Origin of the sequence: Bradyrhizobium sp. USDA 336 (assembly GCF_044908355.1) — a bacterium.
Lineage (GTDB): Bacteria > Pseudomonadota > Alphaproteobacteria > Rhizobiales > Xanthobacteraceae > Bradyrhizobium > Bradyrhizobium yuanmingense.
On record NZ_JBIYDC010000002.1, the window covers coordinates 4,707,598 to 4,724,378 of the forward strand.

Sequence of the window (16,781 nt, forward strand, 5' to 3'; positions counted from 1 at the left end):
GTGCTCCGCTGGCCCCACAATGCTCCGAAGCATCGTGCGTCCTAAGGTGCGACGATGCGCTAGCCCATCTTGATCCCGGGCACGATCAACGCGCGATCATGCTCCGACACGGCGCGGCGGCCCCGGCTCCTTCAAGCGAACGCCACGTCCGCCACTGTCGCTGCGGGCCTGCTCGCCGATCAGCTCGACGCCGGCCCGGTCGAACGCCTCGACCACCTTGATCAAGGTCTCGACCACGCCACGAACATTGCCGGTGGAGGCCTCCATCCGCTGGATGGTCGGCAGCGACACGCCGGCGAGCTCGGCCAGGGTTTTCTGGTCGATGCCGAGCAACGCGCGGGCTGCCCGCATCTGGAACGAAGTGATCACCTTGGCCTCACTTACGAGCAGTTATAAGTGATATCTAGAACATATACAATGATGTAGAATACATCATACGGTGGCGAAAGCAAGGGAGGCGTCGTCCATAGCCTCCGTCATTGCGAGCGCAGCGAAGCAATCCAGAATCTTTCCGCGGAGGGATTTCTGGATGGCTCCGCTGCGCTCGCAACGACGGAGTGTGGTGCAGTGGCATACGAGAATCTCGTGTCCCGGACGCGCTGCAACGCTCTTGGCGTTGCTGCGCAGAGCCGGGACCCAGAAATTCCAAGCACGCTGATACATGGGCCCCGGCTCTGCAGCGCACCGCTGAAGGAGCGCTGCGCTGCGTCCGGGGCACGAGATCGCCTACCCGATCACGCCGCGTGCTGATGTGCGGCGATGATCTGGTCGGCGGCGCGGCCGGTGACTTCGGCCATGTGGTCGAATTGGCGCGTGAAGCTGCCGGCGCCAGCGGTGGCCGAGCGCAGCTCCACGATCAGCTCGCCGATCTCCGCTTCCGGCATCATGGCGCGGACACAGTCCCAGCCGGTCCAGCCCTCACGGGTGTCGAAGCCGAGAATCTGGCCGCGCCGCGCCGACAGGATCGCGTTGATCTTGGCGGTGGCGTCGGTCGGGCAGACGATCTCGACCATGTGGATCGGCTCCAGCAGCACCGGCTGGCATTGCGGCAGGCCTTCGTTGAGCCCGACCCGCGCGGCCGTGCGGAAGGCGAGATCGGAGCTATCGACGCTGTGATAGGAGCCGTCGGTCAGCGTCACCTGCACGTCGGTGACGGGGAAGCCGAGCGGACCGCGCGCCAATCCATCGACGACGCCCTCCTCCACCGCCGGGATGTAATTGCGCGGCACCGCGCCGCCCACCACCTTCTCGGCGAACTTGAAGCCGTCGCCGCGTGGCAGCGGCGTGATGTCGAGCACGACATCGCCGAACTGGCCGTGGCCGCCGGACTGCTTCTTGTGGCGGCCGCGCTGGGTGATCGGCTTGCGGATGGTCTCCTGATAGCCGATCGCGGGCGGATGCGAGGTGATCTTGACGCCGAAGCGGTGGCGCAAGCGCTCGCTGGCGACGCGCAGATGCATCTCGCCCTGGCCCCACAGCACAGTGTCGTGAGTCTTGGCGTTCTGCACGATCATGAGCGAGGGATCCTCCTCATGCAGACGCGTCAACGCCTGGCCGAGCTTGACGTCGTCCTTGCGGTCAGTGGCCGCGACCGAGATCGCGAGCACCGGCGGCGTCGGCTCGATCGTGATCAATGCCGCGGGCGCCGTCTTGCCGCTCGAAACCGTGTCACCGGTCTTGACCGGATCGAGCTTGGCGAGGGCCACGGTCTCGCCGGCTTCGGCCGAGGCGCGCTTGGTGTCGTAGGCCCCGTTGACGGCGAGGATGCCGGAGATGCGCCCGGCACCGCCGGATGAGGATTGCAGCGTGGCGCCGTCGTCGAGATGGCCGGCGAGCAGCCGCGTCAGCGACAACTTTCCGCCGTGCTGCGAATGCAGCGTCCTGAAGACATAGCCGAGCGCGTCCTTGGTCTCGGATACGCCAAGACGTTTTGCAGTCTCCGCAACGCCGGGCGCCTCGTGACGCAACGCCTTCATCAGGCGCAACACGCCGTTTTCGCGCACGGCGGCGCCCAGCAGCACCGGGCAAATCAGCCCTTCCCGCAATTCGCGGGCGAGATCGTCGAAGACGGCATCGCGCGGCGGCTGGATGTCCTCGAGCAGCTGCTCCATCAGCGCATCGTCGTGGTCGGCGAGCTTCTCCAGCATCGAAAAGCGGGCTTCCTTCTCGCGATCGAGATTGCCGCCCTCGAGCGCGATCACCTCGGAGGCCTTGTGCTCGCGATAGATGAAGGCGCGCTCCAGCGCGAGATCGACGAAGCCCTCGATCAGCTCGCCCTTCCAGATCGGGATCTGGCGCAACACCAGCGGCACGCGCGAGGCGGGCTGCAGCATCGCCAGCGTCTCGCGGATGCGCTGACTGGCGCGGTCGATCTTGTTGAGGAACAGGAAACGCGGAATCTTCAGCTCCTCCAGCTCGCGCAGGATGATCTGAAGCTGCGGCAGCTTCTTCTCGTCGGCCTCGCAGACCACGATTGCGGCGTCGACCGCCGGCAACGCGGCGCGCATGTCGTGGGCAAACTCGACGGAACCGGGACAATCGAGGAAGGTGTAGCTGTCGCCCATGAAACTCGTGGTGGCAGCAGTGAGGCCGACGGTCATCTTGTGATGACGGGCCTCGGGCGTGGCGTCGCCGACGGACGTTCCGGCATCGACGCTGCCGGCGCGCGGGATTGCACCCGTTCGCGCCAATATTGCTTCCAGAAGTGTGGTTTTACCGCTTTGGAAAGGGCCCACCAGCGCGATGCACCGTGGACCTCGGGGACTTCTGACGTCTTGTCCCATTTCGCCGCCTCCTTGGTGTGGAGCTCGGCCCGTGATTGGGTCGGCAAACGCCGATGCTCTGCCCCTCCCCGAGATTTGGCAAGCATCAAACGTCGCTGCGGTGCGTCGTCAGCAAAATCGCGCCGCTTCGCGCGGCGCGATCACACGCAGAAGTGTCAACGGCCCGGACGGAGTTCCAGGCTCTCGAGGCCGGCGGCGATGTTGAGGCCGACCTGGCCCTGCACGCTCAGCGGCTGCAGCGCGATCGAATTGTTTGAGCCGCCGACCAGCACGTTGCCCCCCAAGCCGACACCGACCGAGGCGCTGCCCTGCGCGCCGACGTAATTGCCGGAGAGGTCGCCGGGGCCGAGCCGGTCGACCGGCGCGAACACGCCCCAGGCCAAAGCCGTCTCCTGGGTGATGCCGATGTCGAGGCCCACTTTCCGGATGGTCGCGACGTAGCGGTCGTCGGGCAAGCCGTCGGCGCGCAGCACGCAGCCGAGATGAGTCACCGACCCCACGATGAAGCCGACGCTGGCGCCGCCGCGGCATTCGAGCACGCCGACCCGCGCCATCCGCTGCTGCGCGCCGGTGTTCACGACGGAGGCCATGAGGCCGGCAGCGGTGAGTGCGGCGAAGAGGAACGAACGGCGCATGAATGTCTCCGGCGATAAGTGTGATGCGAGCAGAGAGAGCGCCCCACCCGTGTTGCGGGTCTATGCCACAAGAGCCGCGGCCGTGCCAGATCGCGTGCAACTAAAACCGGATTCGCGGAGAGAGCCCCTCACCCCACCCTCTCCCCGTAAGAACGGGGCGAGGGAGTGAGAGAGCGACACGTCCCTCACAGTGCAAACTCGCCGGCCTTGCTTAACCTCTCCCCGCCCTTCTGCGGGGAGAGGTCGGATTGCGCAGCAATCCGGGTGAGGGGCCGCGCACAACGCGACCAGAAACAAAAGTCCATCCGACTCAGCTCATAAAAACAACAAAAAAGGCCCGCCGCGGCGGGCCTTTTCATTGGCACTGTCTTCGGCTTTACCGCAGATTGCCGCAGAAGCGCTGGATGCGCTTGCAGGCGTCTTCGAGGTCCGAAGTCTTGGTCGCGTAGGATATGCGGAACGCCGGTCCAAGGCCGAAGGCCGACCCCTGCACCACGGCGACGCCTTCGGTCTCCAAAAGCTCGGTGACGAAGTCCTCGTCATTGGCGATCACCTTGCCCGACGGCGCGGTCTTGCCGATCGTGCCGGCGCAGGACGGATAGACGTAGAACGCGCCTTCGGGACGCGGGCACTCGATTCCCTTGGCCTGATTGAGCATGGAGACGACGAGGTCGCGCCGCTCCTTGAACACCTTGTTGTTGGCGGGGATGAAGTCCTGCGGACCGTTCAGCGCCTCGACCGCGGCCCATTGTGCGATCGACGAGGGGTTCGAGGTCGACTGCGACTGGATCGTCGACATCGCCTTGATGAGCTGCGCGGGACCGCCGGCGTAGCCGATGCGCCAGCCGGTCATGCAATAGGCCTTCGAGACGCCGTTCACGGTGAGCGTGCGGTCGTAGAGTTTCGGCTCGACCTGCGCGACCGTGGTGAACTGGAAGTCGTCATAGACGAGATGCTCGTACATGTCGTCGGTCATCACCCAGACGTGGGGATGCTTCACCAGCACGTCGGTGAGCGCTTTCAGTTCCGAACGCGTGTAGGCAGCTCCGGTCGGGTTCGACGGCGAGCACAGGATGACCCATTTGGTCTTCGGCGTGATCGCGCGCTCGAGCGCCTCGGCCTGGAGCTTGAAGCCGGTCGCGGCGGTGCAGACCACCGGCACCGGCTCGCCGCCGGCGAGCGCGACCATCTCGGGATAGCTGACCCAATAGGGCGCGGGAATGATCACCTCGTCGCCCGGATTGATGGTCGCCATCAACGCGTTGTAGAGCACCTGCTTGCCGCCGGTGCCGACGATGATCTGGTTCGGCTTGTAGGCGACGCCGTTCTCGCGCTGAAATTTCGCGATGATGGCTTCCTTCAGCTCGGGAATGCCGTCGACCGCGGTGTACTTGGTCTTGCCGGCCTCGATGGCGCGGATCGCCGCCAGCTTGATGTTGGCGGGCGTGTCGAAGTCGGGCTCGCCGGCACCGAGGCCGATGACGTTGCGGCCCGCCGCTTTCAGCGCGCGTGCTTTATCCGTGACCGCGATGGTCGCGGACGGCTTCACACGGTCGAGCGCAGCGGCAAGGAAGGACATCATCATCTCCTGGCGAGCGTCGTGAAGCCCTTCGCCTCACGACTCCAATTGTGGGAATGAGCCACCCTAAAACGTGTGCCGCTGGGCCGCAAGAAACTTCGGCCAGATCCCGGAAAAGTTTACGATTTGGAGGGCTGCGAGGCGCGGTTTCCCGCAATATTCCGTAACATTGCCTCCGGAATTGCTCATATCCGACAAGGCCTGTCCTCGGAGCAATTCTGGTGCACGTCTCCAGGAAACCGCTCGTCGTCATGCCCGGGCTTGTCCCGGGCATCCACGTTCTTCGTGCGGCAAGTGAGACGTGGATGGCCGGGTCAAGCCCGGCCATGACGATGCGGAAACACTGGCGTCCTAATCTCGATCGTCTATGCGGTAGCCTACGTAGAGCGATGTGTCCGCAGATTGACGTACATGTGAACTGAACTGCATCGTCGCGGAAATGATCTTCCCCTCCATTGCAGTGCGGCAGGGTTTTCGAGTTTTTCTATCGGCCGGCACTTGCGGCGGATTCGCATCGGCATCATTGTTTAGCCGCCTCGCCCGGCAACGGGCGCCGCGTCTTCTCGTCCTCGGATTTCGAACGCCAGAATGTACAAGCTCTATTCGATGCAACGCTCGGGCAACAGCTACAAGGTCCGCCTTGCGCTGGCGCTGCTCAACCTGCCTTACGAAGCGGTGGAGGTGGACATTCTGCGCGGCGAGAGCCGCACGCCGGATTTCCTGTCCAAGAACCCGTCGGGGCAGGTGCCGCTGCTCGAGGTCGGCGAGGACCGCTATCTCGCCGAGTCCAACGCCATCCTCTGGTACGTTGCCGTCGGCACGCCGCTCGCGCCGGAAAACCGCATCGACCGCGCCGAGGCGCTGCAATGGATGTTCTTCGAGCAGCACGCGCTCGAGCCGAACATCGGCGCGGCCTATTTCTGGCTGTCGCTGGTCAAGGGCGGCCGCGACCTGCAGACCCATTCGCTGGAGGACTGGATGGAGCGCGGCTATGGCGCGCTCCAGGTGATGGAGAACCACCTCAAGACCACCCCCTACTTCGCTGCGCGCCAACTCACGGTCGCCGACATCGCGCTGTACGGCTACACCCACCTCGCCGACCGCTGCGACTTCGACCTCCAGGCCTTCCCGGCGATCCGGGACTGGCTGAAACGCGTCGAAGCCACGCCCGGCTTCGTGACCATGGACTGGCGCCCGGCCGACATTGACGACCCCGCCAGCATCGCCGCGAGCGCCTGACGACGCGTCCGCTCCGGCGAATAGCGGGTATAAAGGTAATATTTGCCGCAATCTGGCCATTTTCAGCGCTATGGCCGCCGCAATCTTGCCGGTTGAAACTGGGAAATTCTGGAAAGTCGCGGGTGATTCGCTCGCGTGTTGAAGGATTTAGACCATGATGCGGGCGTCCGGCACAGCGGGGTTTCAGAGCCCATCCGCTACCGTCGCGTCTTCCCGGCTCACCCATGCGGTCGCGGCTTCGCTCGCCGTCGCCGCGCTTTCGCTGTGCCTGATCGTCACCCTGACAGTGTTGTCGACCAAGGCGACCATGGCGATGGGCCTGCCGGTCTGATTCCCGTTTCATCCTGGACCAGCCTTAAGGGCGCCGTGCGGCCCGCGCCGACCGGCATCGCGACAGGACGTCGATGAAATCACCTGTGGTAGTCGTTGCAATCACCCTGACTGCGGCCATCCTGGTCGCGGCCTCGCTGCTGATCATCGTCGGCACGCGCAAGGGCACGGGCACGTCGACGCTGCATGCGCCGACGCTGCAGCAGCGCGCGCACTTGGTCTAAAATCATCCGAAAGCCTTACGCTTGCGCGCAAGCGCGCCTTAAGCACGCCGCACGAAATCGCATCGCGGTCACTCAACAATCAGCCAGTGTTGCGGCCTTACCTCGTTCGGAAGGAGCGAGACAGGTCCATGCGGTTCGGATGGCGTGCGATCTCCGGTCCGGCGCTGACGGCAGCGACCCTGCTGCTGACGATTCTGCTCGATCGCTTCGTCCCCGCGCCCTCGCCCGCCCCGCTGTTCGTCGCCATCGTGGCTCTCGCCGGCGCGCTCGCAGGTCTCGCCTCCGCCGTGACGACCGCGATTGTCGCGGTGATCGGCGCGGCGCTGTTCTTCCTCAACCGCCACGGCGTCTCCGGCCATGGCGCCGCCGATCTGGCGCCGCTCGGCCTCCTGGCCGTCACCGTTTTCGGAACCGCCGGCATCACCGGGCTGATGCGCGAGCGGCTGCTCGGCAGTTTCGCGGCCGAGCGCCGCAGCCACGCCATTGCCGCGCGGCTGTCGGCCGCGCTCGACAAGGTCGATATCGGCATCGTGCTGCTCGATGCCGAGACCCGGGCCGAATTCATCAACCGCGCGTTCCGCGACTATTTTGCGGTGCCGGACGAGGTCGCCGAGGCGAAGCCACCCTTCATCGCGCTGATGTATCACGGCCGCGACACCGGCGCGTTCGCGCTGCCCGAGGACGAGCTCGGCACGTTCATCGCGCAGCGCATGGAGATGGTCCGGGTCGGCGATGCCACGCCGATCAACGTCGCGCTGCGCAACGGCGAGGTGCTGCGCTTCGTCTGCACCGCACTCGCGGACGGCGGGCGAATGCTGAGCTACACGCCGGTGACCGACCTCGTGCGCCACACCGATGCGCCGGCGCGCGCCGACTACTACCGCTCGCTGCGCGATCCGACCGGCCGCAAGCTGATCCAGTACTTGCGCGTTGCGGAGTAGAGCGTGTTGAATTCAAGCTCTGCTGGTCGCTGGAGGTTCACCTCTCCCCAGCGGGGAGAGGTCGGATTGCGCAGCAATCCGGGTGAGGGGCCACGGCGTTCACTGAGACCGTAACCCCTCACCCGGATCGCATCTGCGATGCGATCCGACCTCTCCCTTCGGGAGAGGTGAACCGAATTCTGAGCCGGCACCGATTCAACCAATCCCCATCTCCACGCGATTGATCGGCCATACGATCATCACGTATGAAGGGCATCCCTTCATCGCGCAGCTCCGAGATCGCGGAAATTCACATGTCGCTCATCATTCGCGCCGTCACCAGGCAGGATTACGATCAATGGCTGCCGCTGTGGGACGGCTACAACGCCTTTTACGGCCGCTCCGGTCCGACCGCGCTTGCGCCCGAGATCATTGGGATGACGTGGCAGCGCTTCTTCGATGCCTATGAGCCGATGCATGCGCTGGTCGCCGAGGACAACGGCCGCCTGCTCGGGCTGACGCATTATCTGTTCCATCGCAGCACCACCGCGATCGAGCCGTCCTGCTATTTGCAGGACCTGTTCACATCAGAGGCCGCGCGCGGCAAGGGCGTCGGCTCGGCGCTGATCCATGGCGTCTACGAACGGGCGAAGCTGGCGGGATCGCCGCGCGTCTACTGGCAGACGCACGAGACCAATGTCACGGCGCAGCGCCTCTACGACAAGGTCGCGGAACGCTCCGGTTTCATCGTCTATCGCAAGATCTTCTGAGTCGTGCCGGGAGCCTGTGGATAACTCCACCTGTCACCCGCGCGTAACACAGCAAGGCTAGGCTGCCCCCGCGTCTGGTCAGGCCCCCCGTCACCGATCATGCGCCCCAGCGGTCCCCGTCAGTCGCCGCGTCTGACAGGGGCCGCATTTTTTTGCTGGCAGCGCTACTTGGCAGCGTTACTTGGCAGCGTTACTTGGCGCTGCGCCCCACGGTCTGCATCACCTCGAAACCTTCGAACTGGGGATGGCCGAGATAAAGCGGCTTGTTGTCGCCCGCTTTATGATGTGCCGCGCGAAACGCTTCCGACTTGGTCCAGGCCTCAAACGCCGCATAATTCGCCCACACGGTGTGCGAGGCGTACAGCGTGTGGTCCTCGGCTTCCGGCCCGCGCAGCAGGTGAAACTCGACGAAGCCCGGCACCTTGTCGAGATGGGTGTCGCGCGTGAGCCAGACCTGCTCGAAGGCAGCCTCGGAGCCCTTGGCGACGCGGAAGCGGTTCATGGCGATGTACATGGGGTGGTGTCTCCTGTAGGCGCGATCGTCAGGATGCGATGCTCTCTCGCTCCCTCTCCCCGTTCTTACGGGGAGAGGGTGGGGTGAGGGGCTGCCTCCGCGAGTTCGGTCTCGATTGTAGGCGATGTGCGCGATGCGCGCACGGTCAATGTGGGAATCGGATGGACTCACCTCTCGGGAATAGTGTGCCTTGCCCCTCACCCGGATTGCTCAGGCGCACGCGCCTGAGCAATCCGACCTCTCCCCGCAGAAGGGCGGGGAGAGGTTAAGTCCCGCCTCCCGCCATCGCGAGTTCAGCCTGAATCACGAGGAGAACTCCTTCGGTGTTCCCGAGGACATCGTTGTTCCAGAAGCGCAGCACCTTGTAGCCCTTCTCCCTTAAGCGCTCGTCTCGCATTGCATCCGCTGCGGATTCATTGTGCTGCCCGCCGTCGACCTCAATGATGATCCGCTTCTCGCGACATACGAAATCGCAGATGTAGCCGATGATCGGCTCTTGCCTGACGAATTTGTGCCCATCGACCCTCCGATTGCGAATGCGATTCCAGAGGACCGTCTCCGCGTCCGTTTGATTGACGCGGAGCTTTCGTGCGAGTCTGATGGACTTTTCGTTGTGGCTACGCATTGCCCTGCCCTCACCCGTGATGGACGCACCGTTCTATCGCTCCCTCGCCCCGTTCTTACGGGGAGAGGGTGGGGTGAGGGGCTGCCTCCGCGAGTTCGGTCTCGATTGTAGGCGATGTGCGCGGCGCACGCACGGTCAATGTGGGAGTCGGATGGACTTCCCTCGCCGCAACAGTGTGCCTTGCCCCTCACCCGGATTGCTCAGGCAGCGCGCCTGAGCAATCCGACCTCTCCCCGCAGAAGGGCGGGGAGAGGTTAAGTCATGCCACCAGTCCCTTCATCGGCCTTGCGCTTGCGCTGTCGGGGAACACCGTCTCGGCCAGCACGCGATCGGACAGGCCGAACTGGTTCTGCAGCACGCCTTTGATCACCGAGCGCAGATCCGTGGTCGGCTTGAGGTCACGGCCCTCATACAGGTTCGCGAGCTTGAGGCCGGGCCAGTCCGCGATCACCCGGCCGCCTTGCACCGCGCCGCCGGCGAGCAAGGCAATCGTGCCGGTGCCGTGATCGGTCCCCTCGGTGCCGTTGATGCGCGCGGTGCGGCCGAACTCGGTGGCGACGACCACGACGGTGTCGCGCCAGCGATCCCTTAAGCCGCTTTCGAATTCGGCGAGCGCGCCGTCGAGGCCGCCGAGCAGGAAGGCGAGACGCCCGACAGGGCCGCCTTCATTGGCATGCGTGTCCCAGCCGTCGAAGGCGAGCGCGGCGATGCGCGGGCCATCATCGGCCGCCATCAGCTTTGCGGCGCCGCGCGCGACCTGCCGCATCTGTGCGACCGCATTGCCGCGCGTCGCTTTCATGTCGTCGCCGCTCGCGACCTTGTCGAGCTGAAGGCCTTGCGACAGTGCCGAGGCCAAGGCGGGATCGCGGTGCCGATAGAGCTCGACAAGGCGCATCGCGGTGTCGTCGTCGGCCTGCGGCAACGCGACCGGCGCCCAGCCGACGGTCGGCGCATTGCCGCGCAGCACCAGCGGCGTGGTGGGCCCGACCGCAAGCCCGCTCGACACGCGCTCGCCGCGCGGCAGCGCTTCCAGTGCGCGGTTGAGCCAGCCGGACTGCACGCGGCCGGGGCCGGCATAGCCGCTTTCGAGCACGTCCTGGCCGTCGAAATGCGAGCGGTCGCGATAGGGCGTCGCCACCGCGTGGATCACCGCCGCGTGCTTGTCGCGATACATGCGCGCAAACTCCGGCATCGCCGGATGCAACGCAAAGAAGGAATCGAGCATGATCGCGGGATGTGCACCGTCGGCGCTGAGCGCGATCGATCCATGCAGGCCGGCATAATCGGGATCGCCCAGCGGCGCGACGGTCGAGAGCCCGTCCAGCGCCCCGCGCAGGATCACCACGATCAATCGCGGATCGCGCCCGTCGGCCGCGCGGGCGAATTTCGGCAGGTAGGCCCAGGCCGCAAAGGACGCGCCGCCGAGCAGGAGACCGCGGCGGGAGGTGAGGAGCCGGTTCTCGACGCAGTCGGTCATCATCATCTCCTCTGCATTTCCGGCGACATCAGCAGCAGCGCCAGCGCCTGCTGCCGCGACTCCGCGCGCTCGATGGTCCGCCGCGTCTCGGCCGAGGCGGCATCGGCGGCGGCGAACTCAAGGAGGTCGAGCGGATCGATGTTGTTGCCAAGCCGCGCGCCGATCTGCGCCGCGATGTCGAGCCTGAGCTTGATGCCTTCCGGCGCGCCCCAGGCGGCATTGCTGTCGGGAAAGCCGTTGGGACCCGGCGGCGACCACAGCGGCTGGCCGAGCAGATTGAGGTTGTTGAGATAGGCGCCGGGATCCTCCGGCACGCGCGCCAGCAGCCGGCCGCTCGCGACCAGGAAATCGTATGGCGAGCGCAGCTTCGTGAGCGGCGCTTTCCATGCTTCCTCGGAATCGACGAGCGTGGTCGCCATCGCCTTGAGATCGCCGTCGGTCTTGACGAAGACGTCGCGCAGGCGCGCAACGAGCGCCGGCGGCGGCTCGTCCGCGACGAAGTGACGGACGAATTTGGTGGCGATGAAATTCGCGGTCGAGGGATGCCGCGCGAGATCGGCGAGCGCGGCTTCGCCCTGTGCGAGGCCGGCCTGATCGTAGGTCTTGCCGAGCAGCACCTGCGGCCCGGGCTGATGCGCATTGGTGTTGAAAACGAAGGAGCCGGGAACCCCGAGCTGCCCTTGCCTGCCGGCAAAGGTCCAGCCGGTGATGATGCGCGCGAGCGAGGTGACGTCGCCTTGGGTGTAGCCGCCGCCGACGCCGAGCGTATGCAGCTCCATGATCTCGCGCGCGAGATTTTCGTTCAGCCCGCGCTTGCGGTTTTGTCCCGCGCGCGAGTCAGGTCCAAGCGATTGCTGGTTGTCGAGGAAGAACAGCATCGCCGGATGCTGCTCGACCGCCCTCAGCATGTCGGCGAAGCGACCGAGCACGTGCGGCCGGATCGCCTCGCGCTCGAACGCGCCGGCCCAGATCCGCGCCAGCTCGCCCTTGCTCGCGGAGATGCAGAAATGATTGGACCAGAACGCGACGAGGCGCTCGGTGAAGCCGCACTCGGCGAGCGTGGCGCGCTGCAGCCGCGCCAGCGCCTCGGTGCGAAAGGTTTTCTGGATGACATTGAGCGGCTGCGGCGCTGGCTTGGCAGCAGGCGGCGCGGCGTTCGGCTGCATCGTGTCCGGCTTCGGTGCGCTGCCTGTGGGCTTCGCATCGGCCATTTGGCCGGTGATCTCTGCCGCTGCATTCAGCGAGAGATTGCGGCGCAAGGGCGGATTCTGATCGGCAGGCGCTAGTGCCGGCGTCTCGGCGGGCGCGGCGGCCTTCGCCGCCTCACGCGCCTGCTTGACCTGGTCCTGATAGGCAAACACGGCCTGCCCGAGCTGCGGCGTCGATTGCAGGCCCGGCGCTTCCAGCAGCACGCCATTGGCACGCGAAAGCTCGGCCTTCACGAAGCCGCGCGGGTCGGAGCTTGCGTTGACGAGATCGCCCGATGCACCGCCGCGGGCGCCGAAGCCGAAGCGGTTGAGCGCGACGAGGGCGGCTTGCGAATCGCGGGCCATCGATGATCTGTCCTTCGCGTGTTGCGAGGTGCTTTCCTGCGACGCGGGCGACGCGTAATATACTGCAGCGGCAGATGAACCCGCCATGAAAATGACGGCGAAGCTTCGACGTAGATCATGACAAATCCGAAAGAAATGCCGTCAGCGCCGGCACTTGCGCGCAGTCTCACCTGTTCCCGTTGCGGCAGCGAATTCGGCTGCGATCTCTCAGGCAATTGCTGGTGCGCGGAGGAGACGGCAAAACTGCCGATGCCGCTCGAGGGCGACGACTGCCTGTGCCGGGAGTGCTTGCGGAAGGCGGCGGCGGAGGCCGTGTCGTAGGGTGGGCAAAGCGAAAGCGTGCCCACGTCTTCTTCCTTCGTATCGGTAAGCGATGGTGGGCACGGCGCTTTGCGCCTTTGCCCACCCTACGAAACTACGAAGCTTATACCTCGTGCCCCGGCGATTTGCGCGCCAAGCCGTCGAACGCATCCAGCAGCTTTTCCCGCCAGGCATAGATGGGATCATCCGCATCCAGCAGCTTGAACGGGCTGACCACGCGCGCCCATTGGAATCCGCCGAACACGATGTAATCGGCGTAGTTCGGTGCCTGCCCGCCGAGAAAAGGTTGCGTCTTGAACGTCTGCCGCATGATCTCGAGCGATTTGCGGAACGCGACGATGCCGGTGTCGCGGCTCGCCATGATCTCCTCGAGCGTCTTGCCGCCGAAGCGCGCCTCGCGCGACTTGCGGAAATAGGCGGCATCGAGTTCATTCAGATTGTTCGGGATGTCGGCGATGATGAGCGGAAAGATGCCGCCCACGATGGCGATGTCGCCCCACGCATTGATCATGCGCGCCATGGCGCGGCCGCCCTCGCCGCCGAACAGCGACGGGCGATCCGGAAAATGGTCCTCGAGATAGTTCGCGATGATCCAGGAATCGACGATCGGCTTGTCGTGATGCATCAGCACCGGGACCTTCTCCGAGCCGTGCGGCGCAATCGCGCTCTTCTCGGTGAAGCGCCAGGGCAGCGATTCCGCTGCAAGGCCCTTGTGCGCGAGCGCCATCCGCGTGCGCCAGCAATACGGGCTGAAGGGGCGCGCTGGATCGGTGCCGACGAGTTCGTAGAGTTTGAGCGACATGGACCAGTGCTCCGTCATTGCGAGCGCAGCGAAGCAATCCGGGCTGCCGCCGCCAAAGACATTCTGGATTGCTTCGCTTGCGCTCGCAATGACGATGTGGAGGGAGCTGCGCTATGTCTTCTCCCTCTCCCCGTTCTTACGGGGAGAGGGTTGGGGTGAGGGGCTGCCTCCGCAATCACAGTGAGAGACGGACTCGCGGAGCCTCCCCCTCACCCGCCACGCTTCGCGTGTCGGCCTCTCCCCGCAGGCGGGGAGAGGCAAAGAAACTACCGCCCGTTGGCGCGCAACAGCCTCTCACCGCCTTCCGTCACCGCGATCACCAGCCCGAGACCTGCAATCGTCTCGCGCGCGACGTAGCCGCGCTCGGCGGCGTCTTCCCAGATGGTGAGGCGCGGGCACGAGGTCTTCCAGGTCGCGATCACCTCGGCATAGGCGCGCGGCTCGCGCGCCACCCATTCGACGAAGTCCAGCACCAGCGGATCGGCCGTCTCGCTCATTGCAAACCTCCCTTGTCGAAGGCAGCCAGAACCGGCGCACGCAGCAACAGCCAGCCGCCGTGGACGATGTAGTAGCAGGCGATGGTGGTGATCAGCTTGTTGGACCAGGCGATGAACTGTTGGTCGGTCATGGCTTCGAGGATGCGCCGCGCCAGCGTGGTGCCGAGCATCGAGGCTGCGATGGCGACGGCAGCGAGCACGGGATCGAGGCCCGCGGCCTGGTCGATGATGCCGCCGAAATAGATCAGCTTGGTGAAATGGCTGACGACCTGGCACATCGCCTTGGTCGCAACCTTCTCGCGCCGGCCGAAATCGCCGCCGAGGAAGAAGGTGTCGAGCAGCGGGCCGGAGACGCCGGTCATCAGCATCAGGCCCATGCAGATCGTGCCATAGACCGTGCCCTGCCAGAGGCTATCAGGATCCGGCTTGACGTTCGCCGGCAAAAGCCGCGCCATGAACGGGGTGACGCCGAGCAAGAGCAGCGCCGTCGGCTTGTCTGGCACGTAGCGGGTCAGCGACCACGCCGCGAGCGCGACGGCCGCGCCGACCATATAGTTCGCGACCGGCCGCCAGCGGATATGCGCCCGCCACAGGAACGCGCGCCAGCCGTTCGAGGCCATCTGCGTGATCGCATGCAGCACCATCGCGGTCGGCAGCGGCATCAGGGCCAGCAGCACGCCGATCAGGATCAGCCCGCCCGCCATGCCGAACAGCCCCGACAGGAACGCCGTGGCCACCATCAGCAATCCGAGGGCAGCGATCATGATGGGCGTCACGAAAGGATCTCCCGAGGGCGAGTGAGGGACGCGAACTGTTGCACTCCCTCGCCCCACTCGCGGGGAGAGGCAAAGGAGAACGTGCCTCGCTTGCGCCTTTTCCGCAAACTGAGTTATCTTGCCCTGGCATCAGCTTTCCTGAGGGTGATCATTTGCGGCGACTGCTGTTTCTCAACGGCATCAAGGCGTTCGAGGCGGCGGCGCGGACCGGAAGCTTTGCTGCGGCCGGGTTGGAGCTGAGCGTATCGGCGGCCGCCGTCAGCCGCATGGTGCACCTGCTCGAAGAGCGGCTCGGCGTCGCCTTGTTCGAGCGCAAGGCCAACAGGCTCGTGCTGACGCAGGCCGGCCGCGCCTATCAAAGCGGGCTGACCCCGATCTTCGATGCGCTGGCGAGCCTCACGGCGCAGGTGACGGCGCCTGCGAGCGTGCGCGTGCTCACCATCGGCGTCGGCCACACCTTTGCGATGCGCTGGCTGATCCCGCGCCTGTCGGAGTTTCGCAGCGAGGAGCCCGACATCGAGGTGCGCTTCACCACCGGCGGAGCAGCGGTGCCTTTCGGCGAGGACTGGAACTGCGGCATCAAGCTCGGCACCGGCGACTGGCCCGGCCTCGTCGCCGAGCCGCTGTTCGCGGGCGACCTCACCCCCGTCTGCGTGCCGCGCCTTGCCGGCGGATTGAAGCGCCCGGGCGACCTGAAAGGACCGAGCCTGATCCGCGTCGCGCACTCACCCGAGGACTGGCCGATCTGGCTGAAGGCGGCGGGCACGGCTCGGATCAGCGCGCGCGGGCCCGAGTTCCAGTTCTACGGCCAGGCGCTGCAGGCCGCGGCCGACGGGCTCGGCATCGCGATGGGCATCCGCCCCTATATCGACGACGATCTTGCGGCCGGCCGGCTGGTGGCGCCGTTCGACCTGTCAGTGCCCAAGGGCATGCGCTGGTACCTGCTCTATCGCAGCTTCCAGACCGAGCAGCGCGACTTTGCCGCCTTCCGCCGCTGGATCATGCGGGCGGCATCGGAACCCGCCGCCCGGCCGCGCCGGATCGGCCGTGCTGCAGCGCGGAACTGAAGGCGGGCAAAAAAGCCGCCCGCTTGTGAACAGCTTCACATCCCAAAATCCGCAGACGTGGTCTCGTGACCCTCCGAAAAGAAACGTGGGACCTACACTCATGACGACCCTCTACGACGGCTTTGACATCGAATCCTTCGAAGCTGGCAAGGGGCTGTGGCACGCGCGGATCCGCCGGGCCGATCTCAGCCCGGTGGCCATCGACGGCGTGCTGTTTCCGGCCATGGAAGTCGGCTTCGCCTGGCCCGATCGCGATGCCGCGATTGCCGATGCCAAGCACCACATCGATCGTTTCCGGCTGCGGGCCGGCAGCGACGACGAATAGGCGATCCGCAGGCCGACCAGAGACAGGGCGGCGAAAAAAGGGGGAACCGGTCATGTCCATCATCGAAACCGATGCAGTGCAGCCGCGGATCTACGCCCGCGCAGTGCTGTCCAACTGCCCGGAATGCGACAGCGATCTCACGGTGCTCCGTGTGATCGGCGGCCGCGCCGGATGCGAGTACTGGACCATGCGCTGCACCGATTGCGGCGGCATTCATCTCGACATCCTCGAGCCGAATGTCGCGGCCGGAGACGACGAGGGGCCGCTGCCGGCGGCGTGAACCGCAAGGCTGCTGCCAACCTGCTGTCAGCAGCCTGCATGACCACGGGCATTCACCCTTTATT

At 65.5% G+C, this 16,781-nt stretch carries 20 protein-coding genes; 9 read left to right on the top strand and 11 right to left on the bottom strand.

The genetic code is table 11. The features are described from left to right. Positions 1 to 96: 96 nt before the first annotated feature. The 4 genes from ABIA45_RS22955 to ABIA45_RS22970 all read right to left on the bottom strand — a co-directional run bounded on the left by ABIA45_RS22955 (position 97) and on the right by ABIA45_RS22970 (position 4,997). Positions 97 to 369 carry a helix-turn-helix domain-containing protein gene (locus ABIA45_RS22955; RefSeq protein ID WP_008566993.1) on the bottom strand — a complete coding sequence of 91 codons (273 nt, stop codon included), beginning with the start codon at positions 367 to 369 and terminating at the stop codon, positions 97 to 99. 365 nt (positions 370 to 734) lie between these two features. Beyond that, positions 735 to 2,783, bottom strand: a complete 2,049-nt coding sequence (locus ABIA45_RS22960) for an elongation factor G (protein WP_404653771.1) — start codon at positions 2,781 to 2,783, stop codon at positions 735 to 737. 155 nt (positions 2,784 to 2,938) lie between these two features. After that, complete coding sequence (locus ABIA45_RS22965) at positions 2,939 to 3,418, bottom strand: DUF992 domain-containing protein (protein WP_157286553.1); 480 nt, start codon at positions 3,416 to 3,418, stop codon at positions 2,939 to 2,941. 376 nt (positions 3,419 to 3,794) lie between these two features. Further along, positions 3,795 to 4,997, bottom strand: a complete 1,203-nt coding sequence (locus ABIA45_RS22970) for a pyridoxal phosphate-dependent aminotransferase (protein WP_036009490.1) — start codon at positions 4,995 to 4,997, stop codon at positions 3,795 to 3,797. 588 nt (positions 4,998 to 5,585) lie between these two features. Between ABIA45_RS22970 and ABIA45_RS22975 the strand changes: the two genes are divergently transcribed. The 5 genes from ABIA45_RS22975 to ABIA45_RS22995 all read left to right on the top strand — a co-directional run bounded on the left by ABIA45_RS22975 (position 5,586) and on the right by ABIA45_RS22995 (position 8,480). Then, positions 5,586 to 6,236, top strand: a complete 651-nt coding sequence (locus tag ABIA45_RS22975) for a glutathione S-transferase family protein (RefSeq protein ID WP_157286552.1) — start codon at positions 5,586 to 5,588, stop codon at positions 6,234 to 6,236. Positions 6,237 to 6,390: 154 nt separating this feature from the next. Continuing rightward, positions 6,391 to 6,567, top strand: a complete 177-nt coding sequence (locus ABIA45_RS22980) for a hypothetical protein (protein ID WP_162832045.1) — start codon at positions 6,391 to 6,393, stop codon at positions 6,565 to 6,567. 85 nt (positions 6,568 to 6,652) lie between these two features. Further along, a complete protein-coding gene (locus tag ABIA45_RS22985; protein WP_404655855.1) occupies positions 6,653 to 6,790 on the top strand; it encodes a hypothetical protein in 138 nt (45 codons plus the stop codon). Positions 6,791 to 6,918: 128 nt separating this feature from the next. Continuing rightward, positions 6,919 to 7,731 (top strand): PAS-domain containing protein, encoded by an 813-nt coding sequence (locus ABIA45_RS22990; RefSeq protein ID WP_404653772.1) that lies wholly within the window; start codon positions 6,919 to 6,921, stop codon positions 7,729 to 7,731. A gap of 293 nt (positions 7,732 to 8,024) precedes the next feature. After that, positions 8,025 to 8,480 (top strand): GNAT family N-acetyltransferase, encoded by a 456-nt coding sequence (locus tag ABIA45_RS22995; protein WP_404653773.1) that lies wholly within the window; start codon positions 8,025 to 8,027, stop codon positions 8,478 to 8,480. A gap of 190 nt (positions 8,481 to 8,670) precedes the next feature. Here the strand turns inward: ABIA45_RS22995 and ABIA45_RS23000 are convergent, their stop codons facing one another. From ABIA45_RS23000 to ABIA45_RS23015, 4 genes are all read right to left on the bottom strand, one after another. Continuing rightward, positions 8,671 to 8,994 (bottom strand): antibiotic biosynthesis monooxygenase family protein, encoded by a 324-nt coding sequence (locus ABIA45_RS23000; RefSeq protein ID WP_404653775.1) that lies wholly within the window; start codon positions 8,992 to 8,994, stop codon positions 8,671 to 8,673. A gap of 265 nt (positions 8,995 to 9,259) precedes the next feature. Next, a complete protein-coding gene (locus tag ABIA45_RS23005) occupies positions 9,260 to 9,619 on the bottom strand; it encodes an endonuclease domain-containing protein (RefSeq protein ID WP_404653776.1) in 360 nt (119 codons plus the stop codon). Positions 9,620 to 9,878: 259 nt separating this feature from the next. Beyond that, the gene (locus ABIA45_RS23010) at positions 9,879 to 11,096 is read right to left on the bottom strand and encodes a DUF1501 domain-containing protein (RefSeq protein ID WP_404653778.1); all 1,218 of its coding nucleotides are present in this window, start codon (positions 11,094 to 11,096) and stop codon (positions 9,879 to 9,881) included. 2 nt (positions 11,097 to 11,098) lie between these two features. Continuing rightward, complete coding sequence (locus tag ABIA45_RS23015; RefSeq protein WP_404653779.1) at positions 11,099 to 12,649, bottom strand: DUF1800 domain-containing protein; 1,551 nt, start codon at positions 12,647 to 12,649, stop codon at positions 11,099 to 11,101. 117 nt (positions 12,650 to 12,766) lie between these two features. Between ABIA45_RS23015 and ABIA45_RS23020 the strand changes: the two genes are divergently transcribed. Beyond that, positions 12,767 to 12,970, top strand: coding sequence for a cysteine-rich CWC family protein (locus tag ABIA45_RS23020; protein WP_271538992.1), 204 nt, complete (start codon positions 12,767 to 12,769; stop codon positions 12,968 to 12,970). Positions 12,971 to 13,073: 103 nt separating this feature from the next. Here ABIA45_RS23020 and ABIA45_RS23025 read toward each other — a convergent pair whose 3' ends face one another. From ABIA45_RS23025 to ABIA45_RS23035, 3 genes are all read right to left on the bottom strand, one after another. Continuing rightward, positions 13,074 to 13,772 carry a glutathione S-transferase family protein gene (locus ABIA45_RS23025; RefSeq protein WP_271538994.1) on the bottom strand — a complete coding sequence of 233 codons (699 nt, stop codon included), beginning with the start codon at positions 13,770 to 13,772 and terminating at the stop codon, positions 13,074 to 13,076. A 266-nt stretch (positions 13,773 to 14,038) separates the two neighbouring features. After that, positions 14,039 to 14,269, bottom strand: a complete 231-nt coding sequence (locus ABIA45_RS23030) for a hypothetical protein (protein WP_128264786.1) — start codon at positions 14,267 to 14,269, stop codon at positions 14,039 to 14,041. Continuing rightward, positions 14,266 to 15,045 carry a sulfite exporter TauE/SafE family protein gene (locus ABIA45_RS23035; protein WP_271538998.1) on the bottom strand — a complete coding sequence of 260 codons (780 nt, stop codon included), beginning with the start codon at positions 15,043 to 15,045 and terminating at the stop codon, positions 14,266 to 14,268. The genes ABIA45_RS23030 and ABIA45_RS23035 overlap by 4 nt, the downstream gene beginning before the upstream one ends. 152 nt (positions 15,046 to 15,197) lie before the next feature. Between ABIA45_RS23035 and ABIA45_RS23040 the strand changes: the two genes are divergently transcribed. From ABIA45_RS23040 to ABIA45_RS23050, 3 genes are all read left to right on the top strand, one after another. Continuing rightward, the gene (locus ABIA45_RS23040) at positions 15,198 to 16,112 is read left to right on the top strand and encodes a LysR substrate-binding domain-containing protein (RefSeq protein WP_275498589.1); all 915 of its coding nucleotides are present in this window, start codon (positions 15,198 to 15,200) and stop codon (positions 16,110 to 16,112) included. A 100-nt stretch (positions 16,113 to 16,212) separates the two neighbouring features. Beyond that, on the top strand, positions 16,213 to 16,437 hold the full coding sequence (locus tag ABIA45_RS23045) for a hypothetical protein (protein ID WP_260372654.1): 225 nt from the start codon (positions 16,213 to 16,215) through the stop codon (positions 16,435 to 16,437). Positions 16,438 to 16,489: 52 nt separating this feature from the next. Further along, positions 16,490 to 16,717 (top strand): hypothetical protein, encoded by a 228-nt coding sequence (locus tag ABIA45_RS23050; RefSeq protein ID WP_275508034.1) that lies wholly within the window; start codon positions 16,490 to 16,492, stop codon positions 16,715 to 16,717. The last annotated feature ends 64 nt before the right edge of the window (positions 16,718 to 16,781 follow it).

Coding starts and splice junctions, on each gene's coding strand:
- ABIA45_RS23000 (WP_404653775.1), bottom strand. CDS start 8,994: ATGTACATCGCCATGAACCGCTTCCGCGTCGCCAAGGGCTCCGAGGCT.
- ABIA45_RS23025 (WP_271538994.1), bottom strand. CDS start 13,772: ATGTCGCTCAAACTCTACGAACTCGTCGGCACCGATCCAGCGCGCCCC.
- ABIA45_RS23010 (WP_404653778.1), bottom strand. CDS start 11,096: ATGACCGACTGCGTCGAGAACCGGCTCCTCACCTCCCGCCGCGGTCTC.
- ABIA45_RS23045 (WP_260372654.1), top strand. CDS start 16,213: ATGACGACCCTCTACGACGGCTTTGACATCGAATCCTTCGAAGCTGGC.
- ABIA45_RS22965 (WP_157286553.1), bottom strand. CDS start 3,418: ATGCGCCGTTCGTTCCTCTTCGCCGCACTCACCGCTGCCGGCCTCATG.
- ABIA45_RS22960 (WP_404653771.1), bottom strand. CDS start 2,783: ATGGGACAAGACGTCAGAAGTCCCCGAGGTCCACGGTGCATCGCGCTG.
- ABIA45_RS22990 (WP_404653772.1), top strand. CDS start 6,919: ATGCGGTTCGGATGGCGTGCGATCTCCGGTCCGGCGCTGACGGCAGCG.
- ABIA45_RS23020 (WP_271538992.1), top strand. CDS start 12,767: ATGACAAATCCGAAAGAAATGCCGTCAGCGCCGGCACTTGCGCGCAGT.
- ABIA45_RS22980 (WP_162832045.1), top strand. CDS start 6,391: ATGATGCGGGCGTCCGGCACAGCGGGGTTTCAGAGCCCATCCGCTACC.
- ABIA45_RS22975 (WP_157286552.1), top strand. CDS start 5,586: ATGTACAAGCTCTATTCGATGCAACGCTCGGGCAACAGCTACAAGGTC.
- ABIA45_RS23005 (WP_404653776.1), bottom strand. CDS start 9,619: ATGCGTAGCCACAACGAAAAGTCCATCAGACTCGCACGAAAGCTCCGC.
- ABIA45_RS22995 (WP_404653773.1), top strand. CDS start 8,025: ATGTCGCTCATCATTCGCGCCGTCACCAGGCAGGATTACGATCAATGG.
- ABIA45_RS22970 (WP_036009490.1), bottom strand. CDS start 4,997: ATGTCCTTCCTTGCCGCTGCGCTCGACCGTGTGAAGCCGTCCGCGACC.
- ABIA45_RS23050 (WP_275508034.1), top strand. CDS start 16,490: ATGTCCATCATCGAAACCGATGCAGTGCAGCCGCGGATCTACGCCCGC.
- ABIA45_RS23030 (WP_128264786.1), bottom strand. CDS start 14,269: ATGAGCGAGACGGCCGATCCGCTGGTGCTGGACTTCGTCGAATGGGTG.
- ABIA45_RS23015 (WP_404653779.1), bottom strand. CDS start 12,649: ATGGCCCGCGATTCGCAAGCCGCCCTCGTCGCGCTCAACCGCTTCGGC.